The sequence below is a fragment of the Patescibacteria group bacterium genome (assembly GCA_038063375.1).
GTDB lineage: Bacteria > Patescibacteriota > Minisyncoccia > Phycocordibacterales > JANLHH01 > JANLHH01.
Genome location: JBBTVG010000028.1, coordinates 40,774 through 58,783, shown reverse-complemented (window position 1 = coordinate 58,783; position 18,010 = coordinate 40,774). Strand labels below are relative to the sequence as shown.

Annotated in this window: 17 protein-coding genes and 1 tRNA gene; 8 read left to right on the top strand and 10 right to left on the bottom strand. The window is 48.7% G+C overall.

From position 1 onward, the window contains the following. Window positions 1–79: 79 nt before the first annotated feature. From ruvC to AAB523_03205, 4 genes are all read right to left on the bottom strand, one after another. Window positions 80–565: a crossover junction endodeoxyribonuclease RuvC gene (gene ruvC / locus AAB523_03220; GenBank protein ID MEK7556266.1), complete on the bottom strand. Its 486-nt coding sequence runs from the start codon at window positions 563–565 to the stop codon at window positions 80–82. Between the two features lie 104 nt (window positions 566–669). Next, entirely contained in the window at window positions 670–1,200 is a 531-nt protein-coding gene (locus AAB523_03215) for a YebC/PmpR family DNA-binding transcriptional regulator (protein MEK7556265.1), read from the bottom strand. A 230-nt stretch (window positions 1,201–1,430) separates the two neighbouring features. Further along, window positions 1,431–2,504, bottom strand: a complete 1,074-nt coding sequence (gene ruvB / locus AAB523_03210; GenBank protein ID MEK7556264.1) for a Holliday junction branch migration DNA helicase RuvB — start codon at window positions 2,502–2,504, stop codon at window positions 1,431–1,433. A gap of 292 nt (window positions 2,505–2,796) precedes the next feature. Continuing rightward, window positions 2,797–4,485 (bottom strand): GspE/PulE family protein, encoded by a 1,689-nt coding sequence (locus AAB523_03205; protein ID MEK7556263.1) that lies wholly within the window; start codon window positions 4,483–4,485, stop codon window positions 2,797–2,799. A gap of 131 nt (window positions 4,486–4,616) precedes the next feature. Between AAB523_03205 and AAB523_03200 the strand changes: the two genes are divergently transcribed. The 5 genes from AAB523_03200 to AAB523_03180 all read left to right on the top strand — a co-directional run bounded on the left by AAB523_03200 (window position 4,617) and on the right by AAB523_03180 (window position 11,701). After that, entirely contained in the window at window positions 4,617–5,360 is a 744-nt protein-coding gene (locus tag AAB523_03200) for a hypothetical protein (GenBank protein ID MEK7556262.1), read from the top strand. 58 nt (window positions 5,361–5,418) lie between these two features. Beyond that, a complete protein-coding gene (locus AAB523_03195; protein ID MEK7556261.1) occupies window positions 5,419–6,246 on the top strand; it encodes a hypothetical protein in 828 nt (275 codons plus the stop codon). A 135-nt stretch (window positions 6,247–6,381) separates the two neighbouring features. Continuing rightward, window positions 6,382–8,793: a hypothetical protein gene (locus tag AAB523_03190; protein MEK7556260.1), complete on the top strand. Its 2,412-nt coding sequence runs from the start codon at window positions 6,382–6,384 to the stop codon at window positions 8,791–8,793. 83 nt (window positions 8,794–8,876) lie between these two features. Further along, the gene (tsaE, locus tag AAB523_03185) at window positions 8,877–9,350 is read left to right on the top strand and encodes a tRNA (adenosine(37)-N6)-threonylcarbamoyltransferase complex ATPase subunit type 1 TsaE (protein ID MEK7556259.1); all 474 of its coding nucleotides are present in this window, start codon (window positions 8,877–8,879) and stop codon (window positions 9,348–9,350) included. Next, window positions 9,341–11,701, top strand: coding sequence for a DNA polymerase (locus AAB523_03180; protein MEK7556258.1), 2,361 nt, complete (start codon window positions 9,341–9,343; stop codon window positions 11,699–11,701). The genes tsaE and AAB523_03180 overlap by 10 nt, the downstream gene beginning before the upstream one ends. A 58-nt stretch (window positions 11,702–11,759) precedes the next feature. Here the strand turns inward: AAB523_03180 and AAB523_03175 are convergent, their stop codons facing one another. Further along, window positions 11,760–12,065, bottom strand: coding sequence for a hypothetical protein (locus tag AAB523_03175; GenBank protein ID MEK7556257.1), 306 nt, complete (start codon window positions 12,063–12,065; stop codon window positions 11,760–11,762). 111 nt (window positions 12,066–12,176) lie between these two features. On the opposite strand from AAB523_03175, the gene AAB523_03170 reads away from it, so the two are divergent. Continuing rightward, on the top strand, window positions 12,177–12,899 hold the full coding sequence (locus AAB523_03170; GenBank protein ID MEK7556256.1) for a hypothetical protein: 723 nt from the start codon (window positions 12,177–12,179) through the stop codon (window positions 12,897–12,899). A gap of 622 nt (window positions 12,900–13,521) precedes the next feature. Here the strand turns inward: AAB523_03170 and AAB523_03165 are convergent. Continuing rightward, window positions 13,522–13,594, bottom strand: a tRNA-Lys gene (locus AAB523_03165). Between the two features lie 182 nt (window positions 13,595–13,776). Then, entirely contained in the window at window positions 13,777–14,181 is a 405-nt protein-coding gene (locus AAB523_03160) for a DoxX family protein (GenBank protein ID MEK7556255.1), read from the bottom strand. A gap of 17 nt (window positions 14,182–14,198) precedes the next feature. Between AAB523_03160 and AAB523_03155 the strand changes: the two genes are divergently transcribed. Then, the gene (locus AAB523_03155) at window positions 14,199–14,681 is read left to right on the top strand and encodes a TrmH family RNA methyltransferase (protein MEK7556254.1); all 483 of its coding nucleotides are present in this window, start codon (window positions 14,199–14,201) and stop codon (window positions 14,679–14,681) included. A gap of 61 nt (window positions 14,682–14,742) precedes the next feature. Here AAB523_03155 and AAB523_03150 read toward each other — a convergent pair whose 3' ends face one another. From AAB523_03150 to ruvA, 3 genes are all read right to left on the bottom strand, one after another. Then, window positions 14,743–15,624 (bottom strand): hypothetical protein, encoded by an 882-nt coding sequence (locus tag AAB523_03150; GenBank protein MEK7556253.1) that lies wholly within the window; start codon window positions 15,622–15,624, stop codon window positions 14,743–14,745. Between the two features lie 159 nt (window positions 15,625–15,783). Then, window positions 15,784–17,055 carry a UDP-N-acetylmuramoyl-L-alanyl-D-glutamate--2,6-diaminopimelate ligase gene (locus tag AAB523_03145; GenBank protein ID MEK7556252.1) on the bottom strand — a complete coding sequence of 424 codons (1,272 nt, stop codon included), beginning with the start codon at window positions 17,053–17,055 and terminating at the stop codon, window positions 15,784–15,786. Window positions 17,056–17,057: 2 nt separating this feature from the next. Further along, window positions 17,058–17,642, bottom strand: a complete 585-nt coding sequence (gene ruvA, locus AAB523_03140; GenBank protein MEK7556251.1) for a Holliday junction branch migration protein RuvA — start codon at window positions 17,640–17,642, stop codon at window positions 17,058–17,060. 138 nt (window positions 17,643–17,780) lie between these two features. Between ruvA and rpsT the strand changes: the two genes are divergently transcribed. Beyond that, the coding region (rpsT, locus tag AAB523_03135; GenBank protein ID MEK7556250.1) for a 30S ribosomal protein S20 at window positions 17,781–18,010 on the top strand (230 nt) is incomplete at its 3' end.

The following is an 18,010-nucleotide window of genomic DNA, read 5'->3' as shown; positions in this document are numbered from 1 at the left end:
AAGGTGTGTAATTAGCGACCTCTAAATTACAGCTATATTTGTATCAAAATACAAAAAATGTTGCAACAGTCTCTCGTACTTAATGTGGATAACGTGGGGAAATTGAAGCAAGGGCCGTAAGGCCGATAGCAATGGCGTCCATTTCGTCGTCGCTCTTAACGGTTTTTTTTACTTCTATCAACCTGGTTGCCATTGCTTCCACTTGGGCCTTGGTGGCTCTTCCATACCCGGTGACCGCGATCTTTATCTGGAGCGGAGTATACTCATGAAGCGAGAGTCCAAAAGAGGTGGCTGCGTAAATAATGACACCGCGCGCTTCAGCAACGTGCATGACTGTTTTTTGGTTGGTGTTAAAAAAAAGAGTTTCTATCGCGAGCCCATCCGGCTTCCATTCTTTCGCCAATCGGGCGATCTCCGTACCGATCATATGAAGTCGTTTCGCGAAAGGTTCCTTACTTGATGTTTTAAAGCATGAAGAATACAACAAATGTTCCTTGCGGTCTTGTTTTTCCAAAACAGCAATACCAACGCGCTCAAAACCCGGATCTATGGCGAGAATTCTCATAAGTATTATTATGCCTAGTGAGGAGCGGAATGCAAACTATAGCAACGTAGTTGGGGAAGTTTGCATTCCGTCCGAGCGACGGCATAACAAAGGGTTAATACACTTTATTCGGCGTTGGTGAATACATTTTGCACATCATCACTGTCTTCCAATTCCTCAATGATCTTTCCCAACTTTTCTCCGTCTTCTTCGGAAAGAGGAACGGATATTTTCGGCACCCATTCCCCGTCTTTTTTTTCAAATGCCCAACTCGCGGCTCCTTGTTCCGCAAGTGAAGCGTCGTGTATTGATAAAAGGTGCCGAATCTCCTGAGAGGTTCTGTTTCTGTTGTCGGTGAGCCCTTCAATGATAAGCGCGGATCCCCCCGGGCCGTATGCTTCGTACACCACGTGCTCCATGTGGACTGCGCTACTATCTGTCCCTTTTTTAATCGCACGGAGAATGTTGTCGGAGGGCATATTCACCGCCCTCGCTTTTTCGATGGCGGTGCGAAGGTTGGGCGCGTTGACATCTCCTTTCGCGCTTCTTGATTCCGTGGCGATCAAGTGAGCCAGTTTTCCAAAGACTTTACTCTTCTGCGCATCCGATGCCGCCTTTTTATGTTTTATTTTTGACCATTTACTATGTCCTGACATGGTATTTTTCTATAGACCCACTGCGTAATAATTTTTCGTAACGAAATGACGAATTTTTGTGCGAAAACAGCGAAGCGCGAGGAGGTGAATACAGCGTATTCATTGACGAGCGACCTAAATTTCCACGACCGCGGAGGGAGTTGGAAATTGGAAGTACTCTTGTGGTGCGGTGGGTTGTTTGTAGCCGAAAATTCATCATTGGAGTAGAAAAGGTTATTGCGCAGGGGGTCTTATAATAGTTTTTCCTGACGCTCTCCCGGGAGATCGTGCCCAAGGTGGCGGTACGCCCTGTTGGTGGCGGTACGTCCGCGCGCCGTACGCTCCAAGAGCCCCAATTGGATAAGGTAGGGTTCGCTCACTTCTTCAATCGTTCCTTCCTCTTCCGATATGGCGGCTGAAATGGTGCCAAGGCCTACCGGTCCGCCCGCAAATTTAGTAATAATGGTTTCCAGTATTTTTCTATCAAGGGCATTGAGTCCCAACTCATCAATATCAAGAAGCATGAGTGCTTCCCGCACCGTTTCTTTGGAGAGCTTTCCTCTATGCACCTGTGCGAAATCGCGGCATCGCTTTAAGAGGTAGTTTGCGATGCGCGGCGTAAAGCGACTGCGCTTTGCGATTTCATCCGCCGCTTCATCGTCTATGGAGACCCCCAAGATGTGCGCCGATTGATTGATGATTTTTTTCACCTCACCGGTTGTGTAGAATTCCAAACGGAACGTTCCGCCCGAGAAACGGGAGCGAAGCGGAGAAGAGAGCAGAGAAATACGCGTGGTGGCCGCGATCAAGGTGAACGGCGGCAGATCAAGCTGAATGGTGCGCGCCGAAGGGCCTTTGCCGATGATGATATCAAGAGAGCCGGACTCCATGGCAGGGTAGAGGACCTCCTCAATGAGCTTATTGAGTCGATGGATCTCGTCTATGAAGAGAATGTCTCCCGGAGAGAGGTTGGTGAGGATGGAGGCAAGATCGCCAACCTTTTCAATCGCCGGTCCCGACGTCGCGCGCATCTGGGTGCCGCTCTCTATTGCGATCAAATGGGCGAGCGTCGTCTTCCCTAACCCCGGTGGACCATAAAATAACAGGTGTTCGGGAGGATGGTTGCGCTCTTTTGCGGCCGTCAACAGGATCTTCAGGTTGCGTTTGATATTTTCCTGGCCGATATAGCCATCCCAAGACTGCGGACGCAGTGTGTGGTCCAAAAAAAGTTCATCCGGCGGCACTTCCGCCTCTTTGGAGTCCCGAGAATCGGAGGTGTCGCCTGTCAGGGACACTTTGGGCTCTTTGTCGTGGTTACTTGACATAAAATATATTTCATGATAAGGTGTTATCTGTACAACAAGGAGTTCCGGAAACTCCTTCTCAGTTCTATTCAGCACATAATCCTCTAAGCAACTAACGTGGGTGTTAATTAAGGACGCCTTGGTTGCACGTTTCGGCGTGCGTACTGAAACTATCCTGATAATAACTCCTCACTTTTGGTACCCATATATTGAAAGGATTGCTTAGAGGATTATGGGCTGAATGATCAACACCAGGCACAAATAACTTTTTGCTTGGTGTTTTTTTGTGAAAGAACAACAATCTTTTCTTCGGTCATACCGCCTCCAAATCCACCACTCTCCGCAATTCATCAAGTGAAGTGATGCCGGAAAGTACCTTGATTATACCATCTTCTCGCATATCAAGAATATTTTGAGGGATGGCGGCTTTTTTTATCTCTCGCGCGGAGGGATTTGAGGTGACGATCACGTCTTCAACCGCTCTGTCGGTGAGGATCGCTTCAAATATACCGATACGCCCCTTATACCCCAGTCCGTTGCAGGCAGGACAGGTATTTTCCGTAGTTTTTGCCCTCCAGACCTTTGAAGGATCAAGAACAATATCCCGCTTCTGTTTGATCGTCTCTATCGTATGTTCAATAAGAGCGCGCTCCTTTGGATCGGGACGGTCTTCTTTCTTGCACGTCTGGCATAATTTTCTCACCAAGCGCTGGGCGAGAGAAATATTGAGCGCGGAGCTGATGATCTTCGGGTTGACGCCAAGGTCTATGAGGCGGGGTATCACGCCAGCCGCGTCGTTGGTGTGGAGCGTTGAGAACACCAAGTGTCCGGTGAGCGCGGAGTTTACGGCCACTTCCGCGGTTTCTCCATCGCGAATTTCTCCGACCATGATAATGTCCGGGTCTTGCCGCAACGCGCTGCGCAACCCATTTAAGAACGTGTAATCTTTTGCTTTATTCACCTGGGTTTGACTGATACCCTGGAGGTGATATTCAATAGGATCTTCAATGGTGATGATCTTTATTTCCGGCGTATACACCTTTCTCATGAAAGCATAGAGGGTGGTTGTCTTGCCGGAACCGGTAGGCCCCGTGGTGAGTATCATACCGTTCGGTTTCAGGACCTCCTTTTCAAGGATTGCAAAAAGTATCGGCTCTATTCCCATACTCTCAAAAGAAACATTAATATTTTCCGGATTGAGGATTCGGAGCACGATTGATTCTCCGTATTCTCCGGGAAGCATTGAAGTTCTGATCTCTATTTCTCCCGTTTCCAGTTTGATACTAAAGCGGCCGTCCTGCGCCGTCTCTTTTATGTTGAGCTTGAGTCCGGAAAGCAGTTTGATGCGGGAAAGCAAAAAATGAAATGTTTCATTTTTAAATACGGTAAAGTCTTGAAGAACGCCATCCAGCCGAAATCGCAAACGAACCTGCTTTTCTTCAGGTTCAAAGTGTACGTCGGAAGCGCCTATGGCAATCGCCCCGCCCAAAATGACCTCAAGGATCTTTGATATTTTGTATCTGTTTGTTTCATTGGCAATCCCCGCCAGTAATTGTTTTAATCCCGCGATATCTTTGATCTGGCTTATGGAATCTCTCACCGCCGTTGCTGAAATATCAAAAACACCTCCTTGTGTTTCGGCCGAAAGAGATATTTCTTTGTACATGTCCCACGCTTTCTCAAGAGTTCTCTTTGAACCCATATAGAGCATGATTTCGTAACCGGCTCGTTTAAGATCATCAAGGATGACATCCACTTTATCGTTCTTTGGGGAAATGACCACGAGATTCAACTTTTTGCCGTTTATGAGGAACGCCGCAACTCCCGCTTCTCGCGCAGTGGCTTCAGGAATAAGTTTTAATGCGTCGGTGTTGACTGAAACAGCGGTGAGATCAAGATAGGAGACGTTGTATCTTTCGGCGAGTATTCTGACCAGGTCCTCTTCCTCTCGTTTATAGAGTTCATCAAGGCGAGACTGCTGCTTTTGGTCGTCAAATTGCATATATTTCCCTTCATTCTAACGCCTTTAAGGCACAGGAACAATACTTGACAAATTCAAAACAAGTAGTATAATGGTGTCAGATCTAAAAACACGGTGATTTTTCCACATTCTTTGAAACGGAGGTGAAAACCATGAACAGTTTCTTAAAGATCCTCGTAAATATTTTTACGAACCACATACCGTCGGTAGTAGTGCTTACTCTGATGCTCGGTGTTGCTATTCTTTCCGGGTGCGCATCGGCACCGGAAGTGCGGCAAGAGTTACATACGAAGGCCATGCAACAGACGATCGAGGCAAATGATGTTGAGTTGTCTCGGGCATGTCGGCAAGAGCGTGAAAGCGCGATTGCGTCGGCCAAGTATGAAGCGATTTCTCAAAGAGGCAACGCGGGGGTCTGGCAGGAATACTATCGGGCGCCCGTTTGTGTCCTGAAAGAGAAACAGAAGAAGGAAGCAAGTCGGCACCAGATTCCCGAGGGGTTCGGTTTTACAGTAGAAGACCTTGCGAAGCTGGATTACGACAAGCTTTGCGAATCCAGTCCGCTCAAGAGAATGGGGGCTGGCAAGGGCATGGTGTGGCTTGCCGAACAAGGATATCCTCCCGAGTACTACAACGCTATTACGGAGGAGTGTCGTTACCGAGACCAAAAGAATTTTGCCGAAACTGCGGCAAAAAGGAGCTTCATTCGCAGTTGGTTTCCTTCTGTGAATGTTGGTGTGGGATTTGTCCCGATGTACGGATACGGTGGCTATCATTCCTATGGATATAACTACGGCCATCGTCCCTACGGACACTCGTATCGCGGAGATTCGCGCTGTACGACGGTTACTCCCGGAGGCCATGTGGCAGACCCCGGACTCCCTCTCTGTCAGTAACGAATAGTTCCTTATACATTTGTCATTTGTCATACCGGCGACGAAACACGTTACCGGTATGACAATACTTTTAAGGTTTGAATGGTTTGAACGCCATTCTGGCTTTAAAAGTGTATGTCTTGACAAACATACGCATAAAGGTAGTTTTGAAGCAGACTCACAGATATTCCAGACAAGGAGGAAGATGATGAAGAAGCTACTGTTGTTCTTTGTATTGTCCTTTGTGTTGTTGGTGCCGTTGGTCACCGTGGCGGCGCCATCGGTGTCCTACTGCAATATCGGCGCCGATCCGATGGACGTCCATCGCAAACAATACCTCGAAAGAGGCGAGTACGCGGTGGCGCTCCATAGTGACACGTTAGTTCACATGCGGGCCGGTTCCGGAAAAGAGGTGAGTTGTGTCGTGCGGAAAGGGGAGGAAGTGGTCTTTAACGAGAACGGCTCTCTTCCCTGGATCAAAAAGTGCGGCAACACCATCTTAAGCGGGCTACAATCGCCCAGGTCTCCTGAAAAAGTCGGACTCTCTGAAACGGACAAGTATTTACTTGGCCGTAATACGAGACCAGCTTATGTTGTACAGGCGTACGAATGTGACCCCGGGACGGTCTGTTTTGCCAGAGCCCAACAGTTTAGGTTCAGCTTGAACCTTGGCGCAGAAGCACTTGGCGTCTGGAATCACGGTCTGAAAGCCAATAATTACAGCCTCAACAACAGCCAGGGTCAAAACCAGGGTCAAGGCCAGATTGCCGAAGGCGGAGCAGGTGGTAGCGGCGGTGATGGCGGTGCCGGCGGAGCAGGCGGCGGAGGTCCAGTACCTCCACCAAACGGCCCTCCAGGCGGCGGTCCTGTACCTCCACCAAACGGTCCGGTAAACCCGGTCAATTAACTTTCTGTTCCGAGTACACAACAAAACATCGTTGTGTACTCGGACTCATTTTTGAGCATTTAAAGACTTAAATGTTGAACAATGGGCCTGAAAAGGAACATTGAGGTGTTGTTAATCAATAATAATTGAGTAAGTATGAAAACATTAAAAGGTACAATTAAATATGGAGCACTTGCGGCGTTTGCACTGATCGCGTTTGTTTCTGGCGTTACGAGTGCTTCTGCGGCAACGTTCAACAACGATCCTGCTGACTACGCAACATTGCGTACCAGCAACTATACCGACAATCCCGGTTGTACCACCTGCTGGTCTTCTTCGGTGAGCGCCGATCCAGGCGACACGGTGTCGTTTTCTATTTACTACCACAATACATCAAACGAAACAGCGCAGAACGTGCGCGTGCGTTTAGTGCCGCAGTCGACCGGTGTGAGTACGTCACACTCTTTTACCGCGTATCTTTTCGCTGACAATGCCTCACAAGTACTTGGCACCGCGAATGTCCAACTTACAGGCAGTCAGTCAATGACCTATGTTTCAGGCAATACCTATTGGTATCCTAACCAGACACAATCAAATCCGGCAACACTCCTCAACGGACAAAGCGGAAGCGAGGTGTTTAGCTCAAATGGGCTTTATATCGGCAACATCGCTCCCGGCTGGAGCACCCAAGGTTCGGTGGTCATGCGTTTTCTGGTAAGCGGCACCGATGGAGGAGGCGAGCTTCCTTCTGTTACCACCAATTCCGCGACAAACATTACGCAATCAAACGCGCAACTGAACGGCTACGTTAACCCAAACAACACTTCCAACACCACTCGTTGGTTTGAATGGGGAACGACCCAGTCTCTCGGTAATGGAACTCCGCACTACAACCAAAGTTACGCGGGCAACTTTAGCGAAAGTATTTCAGGTCTCGCGGCAAATACCACCTATTACTTCAGAGCAGTGGCACAGAACAATGCCGGCACCTCGTATGGTTCAATCTTGAGCTTTTACACCAGTGGTAGCGGCGGCACTGATCTTCCCTCGGTCACTACGTATCCCGCGGATGGCATCGGAGAGAACTTTGCGATATTGAAGGGATATGTCAATCCCAACAACACGACCAATACCAGCAGATGGTTTGAATGGGGTACCAACAGCTATTCGCTTACGAATACGACCATTAAATTGGGACAGGGTTCCAATGCGGGAACCTTCAATGAAACTTTGACGGGGCTTTCTTCTGGTACCACCTATTATTACCGAGCAGTCGCCCAAAATGGCGCGGGCACGGTCTACGGCGGCGTCCAGAGTTTCGTGACAACGGGTACCGGCGGCGGCACCCAGCAGCCGTTTGTTTCAACAAACAGCGCGACGAACATCACCCAAAGTTCCGCTACTTTGAACGGATATGTAAATCCGTACAATATCTCCAATACCACCCGTTGGTTTGAATGGGGAACGACCCAGTCGCTCGGCAACAAAACAAATAGTATTTCTCACGGTTCTACCGCTATGAACGTAAGCGACACGATCAGCGGTCTCGCCAACAACACCACCTATTACTTTAGGGTTGTGGCGCAGAATTCCTATGGCACGACATACGGAAACATTTTGAGTTTCACTACGGGTACGGGCATTATTACCGGCACCAATCCGCCGACAGCCATTACCAATCTTGCAATAAATATTGACCACGACAGCGCGCGCCTGAACGGCCTTGCGCTTGTCTCCGGTAATGTCTTTACGAACGGATGGTTTGAATGGGGACAGAGCGCGTCGCTCGGCTTCACGACACCAAGCCAGGGTCTGGGCTCGTCCCCCTCAACGGCGTTCGTATATTCAATGTTTGGACTCTCTCCGAACACAACCTACTACTATCGCGCCGTGGCGCAGAACGCAAACGGTACGAGTTACGGCAGTGTTTTGAACTTTAGGACCAATTCACTTCCTTATTATCCGCCAACAACGCCACAACCGCCTACCTATGTAGCTCCGAGCGTACGCGCGATAACGATCACGAAGACGTTGGTAAACCTTGATTCTTCAAATGGTACCGATATGTCCATCGCGGCGCTTAAAGGAGAAACGGTGCGCTTCAATGTTGAAGTGCGCAACACGGGAGATATCACGCTTGAAGATGTGGTAATCAAAGATCGCATTCCCTATTACGTGGAATTCGCGAATGCAGAAGAGAAAGCAAGTTACAACGACCCACAGCGCGAAGTTGTCTGGTATATCGGAAACCTCGCGCCTCGTGAGGTGAGAAATGTAACGCTTGACGTGGTGATAACCGATAATGCGCCACTGAACACTCTCATTGAAAATATCGCTCAAGTAGAGAGCAAGTATGTTACCCAAAGCTCTAATGTGGTGAGCATCAGAGTCGTTGACAGCATTTCCGGCACCGCTCTCGCGCTCTTTGGCGGCAATGGATTTCTGCCAAATACACTTCTTGAATGGCTTTTGCTCGTCATCTTCATCCTCGTGCTCGTTGTGTTGAGCAGAAAGCTCTACGGCTACTTTGAGGAGGGCAAAGCGAAAAAAACTGAATCAAAAAAATAAAGGATATTAAACCCCTGCAAAAACCCCGCTACCTAGCGGGGTTTTTGTTTTACACCGGGGAAGAGTTGGTCTACTATAGGGAGATGAAGGCCCATAAGGAGATGAATATCCAGACACGATCCCTCAAGGAAACCCACGCGCTCGCAGAGCGCTTTATCACCGAGCTCGCCAAAAGAGGTAAACACAAGCGCGCGCTCGTGGTAGGTCTCTCCGGCAATCTTGGCTCGGGCAAAACGGCGTTCACAAAGGAGGTGGCGGCAGTACTCGGCATTAAAGATACGGTACAGAGCCCCACTTTTATTCTGGAGCGGATATACAAGATTCCAGAGAAGAGCGCCCTGGCGAGCACATTCAAGCACCTTGTGCATATTGACGCGTATCGGTTGGAGGGAGTGGGAGAGCTTGCTCATCTGGGGTGGGCAGAGATTGTGCGCGACCCCGAGAATCTCATTTTTATAGAATGGCCCGAGCGGGTTGCGGCCGCACTGCCGAAGGGTATGATGAAGATACGATTTACGTTTATCAACGAACACACAAGAAAAATAGCATGGCGGTAAAACAAAAAGCAAAAATACGACTGGTGCTCTTGGACGCCCATGCCATCATTCATCGGGCATATCACGCCCTGCCGGAGTTCTCCACGAGCAAAGGAGAACCGACTGGTGGGCTCTATGGCGTAGCGGCGATGCTCATCAAGATCATCAATGAACTGAAACCCGATTATATCGCCGCGTGTTACGATCTTCCCAAGCCGACATTTCGCCACGAAGCATATAAAGAATACAAAGCGGGACGCGCCAAGGCGGAGGAGGCACTCGTGGCGCAGATCATCAGATCGCGTGATATTTTTGAGGCGTTCAACATTCCCATCTACGAAAAAGAAGGGTTTGAGGCCGATGATGTTCTGGGGACCATCACCGAGCAGTTGAAAGACGAAGATGTGGAGATCGTTATCGCCTCAGGCGACATGGACACGCTTCAGCTCGTGGATAACAAGAAAGTCCAAGTATATACCTTGCGCAAAGGGCTCTCTGATACGGTGATGTATGACGAGCAAGCGGTCAAAGACCGGTTTGGTTTTGTGCCGAAGCTCCTCACGGACTACAAAGGACTCCGGGGAGACCCATCGGACAACATTATAGGGATTTCAGGTATTGGAGAAAAGACCGCGACTACTCTGGTGCAGGAGTTCGGAACGATAGAACACCTCTACGAGGTACTCAAAAAAGACGAACTGGTGTTTGTGGAAAAAGGAATAAAACCGCGCATTATACAACTCTTAAAGGACGGCGAGGAGGAAGCGGAATTTTCAAAAACCTTGGCGACCATCAGGCGCAACGTTCCCATTTCATTTACTCTTCCCCCAAAAAAGTGGGCCGAAGCATTTGATATCAAAAAAGTGGAAGTGCTCTTCGGCGAACTGGAGTTTCGCACCCTCTTGGCGCGCGTCAAACAAATGTTTGGAGGCGCGGATACGGAAGAAGAGAAAGTTCCCGAGGAAAAGGAGGAGCAGGTAGCCGCAGATGAAGGGGAGGTTAAAAAAGTTGCCATCGCCCTGTGGCTTCTTCGCTCGGATATCACCAACCCGACCATGGAGGACATTTTACAATACGCGAAAGCGCCTCGTTTCCCTGAAGCGGCAGAAAAAATTTTGGCGCAAATCAAAAAAGAAGGCTTGCAGAAAATATATGAAGAAATTGAGCTTCCGCTCATTCCTATTATCAAACGCGCCGAGAAGAGGGGGATCGTGGTGGATGTAGTGTACGCGGGGAAGCTCTCCAAAGAGTATCACAAGGAACTGGAAAAGATCGGGCAGCGTATTTGGAAACACGCGGGCGAAGAGTTTAATCTCAATTCACCGAAACAGTTGGGGGAGATATTGTTTGATAAAATGAAGCTTATCGTCAAAGGGCTTAAGAAGACCGCCGGTGGCGCGCGGTCAACACGCGAATCGGAGCTGGCCAAGCTCAAAGGCGAACATCCGATCATAGACGATATTCTTTTGTATCGCGAGCTCCAAAAACTCCTTTCAACCTATATAGACAACATTCCGGCAATGGTGGATAGCAGTAGCCGGTTACACACCACGCTCAACCAGACAGGAACAACGACGGGGCGTTTTTCATCCACCAATCCCAATCTGCAAAATATTCCCACCAGTGAGGGGATGGGCAACGCCGTGCGGGATATGTTTATTGCCGACAAGGGGCATAAACTTCTCTCGTTTGATTATTCGCAAATTGAAATGAGGATTCTGGCGGCGCTTGCGGAAGATGAAATGCTTATCAATGTTTTTAAAAAAGGGGAAGACGTGCACGCATCGGTTGCGGCACAGGTGTTCGGAGTGAGAGAGAGTGAGGTGACGAAAGACATGAGGAGGAAAGCGAAAGTCATCAACTTCGGCATCGTCTACGGCATGGGAGTCAACGCGCTTCGCGCGAATCTGGGGGGCAGCAGGGCGGAGGCGCAAGAATTTTACAACAGCTACTTTGCGAAATTTCCCACGATCGCGGCGTATTTTGAAAAGGTCAAAAAAGAAGCACGACAGAAAGGATATACGGAAACCTACTTTGGAAGAAGAAGGTATTTTGAGGGCATTCTCTCTTCAATACCCTACATTCAGGCAGCCGCGGAGCGGCAAGCACTCAATGCCCCGATCCAAGGAACGGCGGCGGACGTTATCAAGGTCGCTATGAATAAAGCGGATAAAGAAATACAAAAAGCGGGTCTCTCTGACAAAGTGCATCTCATACTGCAAGTGCACGACGAATTGATCTACGAGGTGGAAGAGAGCACGATCACGGAGGCAAAGGAGGTAATCAAAAAAATCATGGAGAATGCCGTGGAGTTTCCGGTACCGCTTTCCGTTAATGTAGCGGAAGGCGGAAGATGGGGAGAGTTGAAGTGAGAAGAAAAGAAAAAACCCGCGTGTTAAGCGGGTTTTAAAGTGAAGAGCAAGGCGGGTGTTAACAAGAAGAGCGTTCTTCTGCTTTACGAGCGCGGCGGGCATCCCATATTGAACACTCAACCGCAAAGCGGGCGGTCTCCGGACTTCTGCTGGAGCTTTGCAGTACCTTTGTGGTTTTATCGCCAAACACAGGGAAGGGCGTTGCCATCATGGTAAACCACGGCAGCGCACCCCTCCACTCCACACTCATGGTAAACGAATAATCTTCGTAATCAAGCGCCGCGTCCTTGCATATGTCGCTCATAACATTTGAAAGCTCGCTCTCGGAAAGATTTCCCAGGTTAATATCGTGCGGATGCGTCATGCAGGTTCTCCTTCTAGGGTAGTGGTACTCTGTCATTACCCTACAAGAAATTATACATACTGTCAACAAATTTCGACAAAAGAGAGGGTGAGAGCTACAATACAGATACGTATGTTGTATTTCATTCACGGCAATGATAGGGAACAGGCGCGTGCAAAGCTCAACACGCTGCTTAACTCACTGTTCACAAAAAAACCGAACGCCTCTTTTTTTAAACTAGACGATCGTTCATGCACGGAGGCGGACATCCTAGAGATGATAGGTGGGCGGGGACTCTTTGAAAATAAGTATGTGGTACTGCTTGAGAACACCTTGCAAAACGAAAATACGAAGGACATTGTGCTCACGCGACTGAAAGAGATTGCCGGATCCCAGAACATATTTATTGTTTTTGAAGGAGAAACGGACAAACAGACATGCGCAAAGATTGAAAAGAAGGCCGAAAAGGTGCTGGAATTTACCTTGCCCAAAACGACCCAGAAGAAAGAAAAATTTGATATTTTTGCGCTTACCGACGCGTTTGCCGCGCGTGACAAGAAGCGAGCATGGGTATTGCTCCAGAAGGCATTTCTCGCGGGACTTTCTCCGGAAGAGATCCACAGTATGCTTTTTTGGCAGACCAAGACCATGTTGCTTGCGAAACATGAAACTCTTCCGCAAAAGGCAGGCCTTAATCCGTTTGTTTTTAGAAAATCAAAAGCATCCGCTCAGAAGTTCACAGACGACGAGTTGAGAAGCCTTTCTGCCGGTCTCGTTCTTCTTTACCATAATGCCCGGAGGGGGGTTATTTCGTTTGAAATAGGACTGGAACAATTTCTTCTTGCGAGGGTATAAAAGGTGCAAAGGAAAAATAGCAAAAAATAAAAGATATCCAATCTTTTGTTTTGCCGTCGTTCGGACGGAATGAAAATCTCCATCCCGCCATCGTCGGGATTTCGGTTTTCATCCCTCGCCTCACTAGGCAAAATAAAGGGCCTCGTAGATGAGACCCTTTGTTGGTGTACCACATTATTACGTGGTGTTTACTAATGATGAAGAACTTGATCGTGGAGCGAACTCCCCTGAAAACGTGCGTATATGCCCAATAAGCGGACCACTTTGTTTTGGGACAATCCACCACTGATCTGAATGTATTATAACAAGCGCATGTGTTTGAGCAATACACACCCTGTGTATAACCGGTATCGTGGGAGTACGGCCTAATAGGAACGCGTGAATAAACTTCCACACAGGTTGTCCACAAGAGCATGTGAAGTTCACTCACTCGGGTGGTAGATTGATAGAAATAAAGCGGGTATAAACCCCATTATTTTTATCGTCGTCACAAATAAATTTCCTGACGGAAATTTTTCGCGACCCCGGCTCGCGGTTTTTGCCTTTGCTTCGCAAAACAAAAACAGCGCTGCGCCTCGGACAAACTAAAAACCTCCCGCAGGGGAGGTTTTCTTAACGTTTGTCCGCCCGGTAGGGATCGAACCTACGACCGTCAGCTTAAAAGGCTGCTGCTCTACCAACTGAGCTACGGGCGGATACTAAATTTATCGCTCTCGAGCTGCCAAGACAGCCACAGGTTGATATCAAATTTATCGCTCTCGAGCTGCCAAAACAGCTACGGGCGGATATATAAATTACATGAGTACAACACAGCGTTACTATGAGAGTAACGCTGTAGATAGTAACACAAAATATCCTATTTGCCAAAACCCGCGGATTATAGTGGCAGGTCAATGGCGAATGCGCCTGCTCCCGAGAACAAGAGCGAGAATGTGGCAACAAACAAAAGAATATGATAACCAAGTTCGTTTGAAGGTGCGGCCCTGTTCCGCAGTTTAACGGCAATGGCACCGAGTACGATAATGCCGAGGAGTAGCGAGGCGATCTGGGTGAACAGCCCGACAATAAGCAGTACACCGCCTACTGCCTCAAAAAGTCCGACAGCCAGTACCAATATAATTTCCGGCTTAAGGTTATCCTTTTCAAAAAAACCGGTTTTTGGCACCCTGTTTCTTATCAGCTTGAGATACCCAAAGCGGGCATATGAAATTCCTAAAACGACACGCAAGAAAAAAGGTGCCAAGAGACTAAATGCGAGCAAGTCTGGAAATGGGTTAAGCATGGTATCATTATAACGCGATGAAGGAAAATTCAAAAGAAACAATTCTGATTCTCCACAATATACGGAGCACTCACAATGTGGGCTCAATCTTTCGGACGGCTGACGCGGCTGGTGTTTCTCGCGTGTATCTCTCCGGTTATACGCCAACCCCACTGGATCGTTTTAATAGGGTACAGAAAGACATTGCCAAAACGGCTCTTGGCGCGGAGATGACAATTCCCTGGGAGAGCACCAAAGAACTTACGAAACTTCTCACGAGACTGAAGCAAGAGCGTGTTCCGCTCATTGCCATTGAGCAGGGGGTGAGAGCGGTTGATTATAAAAAAGTAAAAGCGCCCGCGCGAAGCGCGTTCATTGTGGGGAATGAAGTGCGGGGACTTTCCCGAAACATACTCTCACGTTGCGATATCATTGCCGAGATACCGATGAAAGGCAAAAAAGAATCTCTGAACGTAGCGGTCGCAACGGGGATCGGATTATTTCGCATGCGAAACATTTAGCAATTAATCGGCCACGAGTATGTGGCTCAAAAGTGCCGGCAGTCGTTAACATACAATATACTCAGTAAGATTTTGAATCAACAAGACTGCCCGCGTGATCATAGAGGCGAATAAGGTCATTCGCATTTTCCCAGAGTTCAACATTCCTCCCCAAATAGATCCTCCACTCGGGCTTGAAAAAATCAAAATCATTTTTATGGAGCTCTGCGCAACTGTTATAGTTGATGGTATTGCGGATATAAGCAACGCACGTCGCCGAAAACCCGGAGGGAAGTTCGTCGGTATATATTTCACAGCGCGGAAGGGTTGAAACATAGCTTCCGCACACTTGCTCTAAGTCTTGCTTGTTTATATAGATATCAGTAGCGGGACTTGGGCAGTCAGCCGGTAGTGGAGGAGAAAAATATTGAAACTGTTCCAAATAGCCGCTACATTTGTTCACCTGGAATGACACGCCGATAGGGGATCTGCCGCTCGTGATGAATGCTTTCTCCCCCGGAGCCAAAAAGAGTGGAGTTTCCACGTTGACTGTGCCGGTGTAGGGCAGTTTGGTTGCCTTGTTGATAGCCGCAGACTTACCCGAAGAGTTTTTCAACACCCAGTCGCCAATGTAGACGAGGTTTTTATTTTCCGGCGATGCTTTTATTTCCACATACTCGGCTTGCGGGTCGGATTCTCTTGCCCCGGCAGCGGTGCCGATTCGTATCTCATCTTTAAAAAAAGAAGTACCGCTACTTTCTCTCTGCGAAGCGTCCTCTCCCGAGGTGTTCCCGGATGGTTTTTTCAAACTGGGAAGCTCACCATACGTTTCGCCGGTATCAAGCGGTGCAGGGGGCTTGAGGAACGGGCCGCCTTGCGCGCGCTCCGACTCCGGCCCGCCGGTAAAAAACCAAACGATCCACAAGATAATGATAACGAATACGAGCCACTGGAGTTCTTTCATGATATTTTTTCTACAGAGACCCTCTGCGTAATAATTTTTCGTAACGAGATGACGAATTTTCGAGCGAAAACAACGAAGCGCGAGAAGGTGAATACAGCGTATTCATTGACGAGCGATGAGTTGTTTGTAGCCGAAAATTCGTCATTGTAGTAGAAAAGGTTATTGCGTAGCGGGGCTAAGTTTTTTGAGCTCTTCTCGAGCGACCGCCGCGTCGCTCCACGGGAGTTTCGTGTTGTTGGGCCCCATGATATACGCGTCAGTTCCTTTGCCGGTAATCAAAACGGTATCTCCTGTCCGCGCCAACTTGAGCGCGGCTGCAATCGCCCCGCGCCGGTCAATGATCGTTTCATACACAGGCTGTGTGATCCCTTGCGCAATTTCCGCGATAATTTGGAACGGATCTTCATCATACGGATCTTCATTGGTTAAGACAATATGACTGCAGTATCGCGAGGCAATGGCGCCCATTTCCGGGCGTTTCCATTTGTCCCGTCCGCCGCCGGTGCCGCCCAATACGCAGATGTTGCGCGAGTGTGTGAAAACATCATACACTTTTTCAAGCGAGTCCGCGGTGTGCGCGTAATCAACGACAACCGTAAAGTCCTGCCCCTCGTCAATGCGTTCCACCCTTCCCGGGATCCCGGAGAATTTTTCCACCGCGCGTTTTATGGTATCTACCCCCACACCCTGACTTTTAGAGAGCGTGGCGGCCGCTAATATGTTGTAGATATTGAATTCTCCCGAAAGTTTTGAGGTCATATGCGTGCCGTCGATGGAGAGCTCCACACCTTCTTTTTTGAGAGAATAGGGCTCTGCATTCCGGAGCGAGTACGGATATTTTTCCGGAACATTTACGTTAAGGAACTTTTCTCCCTGCGTGTCATCCGCATTAACAACCAGCACCTTTCTTTTTTTGGAAGAGCGAGCGAGCGCGCGAGCGATGGAAAGTTTCGCATCAAGATAGTTTTCAAAAGAGCCGTGCGATTCTATATGTTCCGGAGTAATGTTGGTGAACACGAGCGCGTCGAGAGCGACAAACTTGTGGCGGAATTGTTTTGCGCCTTCCGAAGTAAGCTCAACGATGGCGTACTGACAGTGCGCATTGACCGCTTTGCGCAGAAATTTTTGCAGAAAGAATCGTCCCGGCAAGGTCATCTTGTAGGTATTGTTCTCTGATTCACTGCCTATCTTGAAGCGCAGTGTGGAGGAAAGCGCGGTGGTGTAGCCCGCTTCTTCCAGTATGGCATTGATGAGCTCAATAGTGCTCGTCTTTCCCTTGGTGCCGGTAACAGCGATTACAATAAGTTTTCGTGAAGGGAAGCGGTAAAGAATCGCGCCAAGGAGCGCAAACGCATAGTGATACGCCGGCTGGAGCGCCCTGAAGAGGTTCCGCGGAATAAATTTTTTTATTGTGTATAAGAGTGACTCCATATCTATTTTACGCTCCCGCCCAGTTGCTTGAGCGCTTCCCTGATCTTTTCATTGGTTCCTGTGGTATCTTTACTCACTCCTTTCAGCGCATCGCGCGCTTCTTTCAGAGAGTATCCGATGGACTGCAATGCGGCAATGACATCAGCATCTTCCTTAAGCATTGTCCCGGCGGAAGAGTATGCTCCTCCCAGCCTGTCGCGGAGCTCCACGACGATCTTTTCGGCGTTTTTCTTTCCGATACCGGACACTTTCGTCAGATAAGACGTGTCGCCCGAAGCTATTGCGTGCTTTATGGTGTCAATTGGTGCGACAGAAAGTATCCCCAGTGCCGACTTTGGCCCGATACCGGAAATGGTAATGAGCATCTCAAAGAATTCAAGTTCCGGCTGTTCAAGAAACCCGTACAGATCCAAAGAAGTTTCCCGGACCGCCAGATGTGTCCACAGGGAGACCGCGTGTTGGCGTTTCTTTGTGAGCGCGAGCAAAGTGTCCAAAGACACACGCACTTTATAGCCGACACCGGCAACATCAAGCACGACATAGTTGTTTCCCGCAAAGGTGATGTTTCCCGAGAGTTGGGTGATCATGTTGTTTCTATCATAGCAGATTATTCCCTATTGCTGTATGGTGTCCATTTACCAAAAGCCATCTGCTGGCGCAAGGGATTGACGTAGAACCGAGGCGGAGTCTTGCTTTTTAAAACAAATGCTGTATTATTCTCCATTATGCCAATCATCAGATCAGCAAAAAAAGCGCTTCGCGCGTCCCTCCGAAAGAAAGTCGTTAACGACAAGAGGAGAAAAGACATGAAAGAGGCTGTTAAAGAAATCAAGGTCCTCACGAGCAACAAAAAGGGCGCTGAAGCACAGAAGTCCCTCTCGGAAGCGTATAAGGCGATTGATAAGGCCGCAAAGCGCGGAGTGATAAAGAAGAACACCGCCGCCCGCAAAAAGTC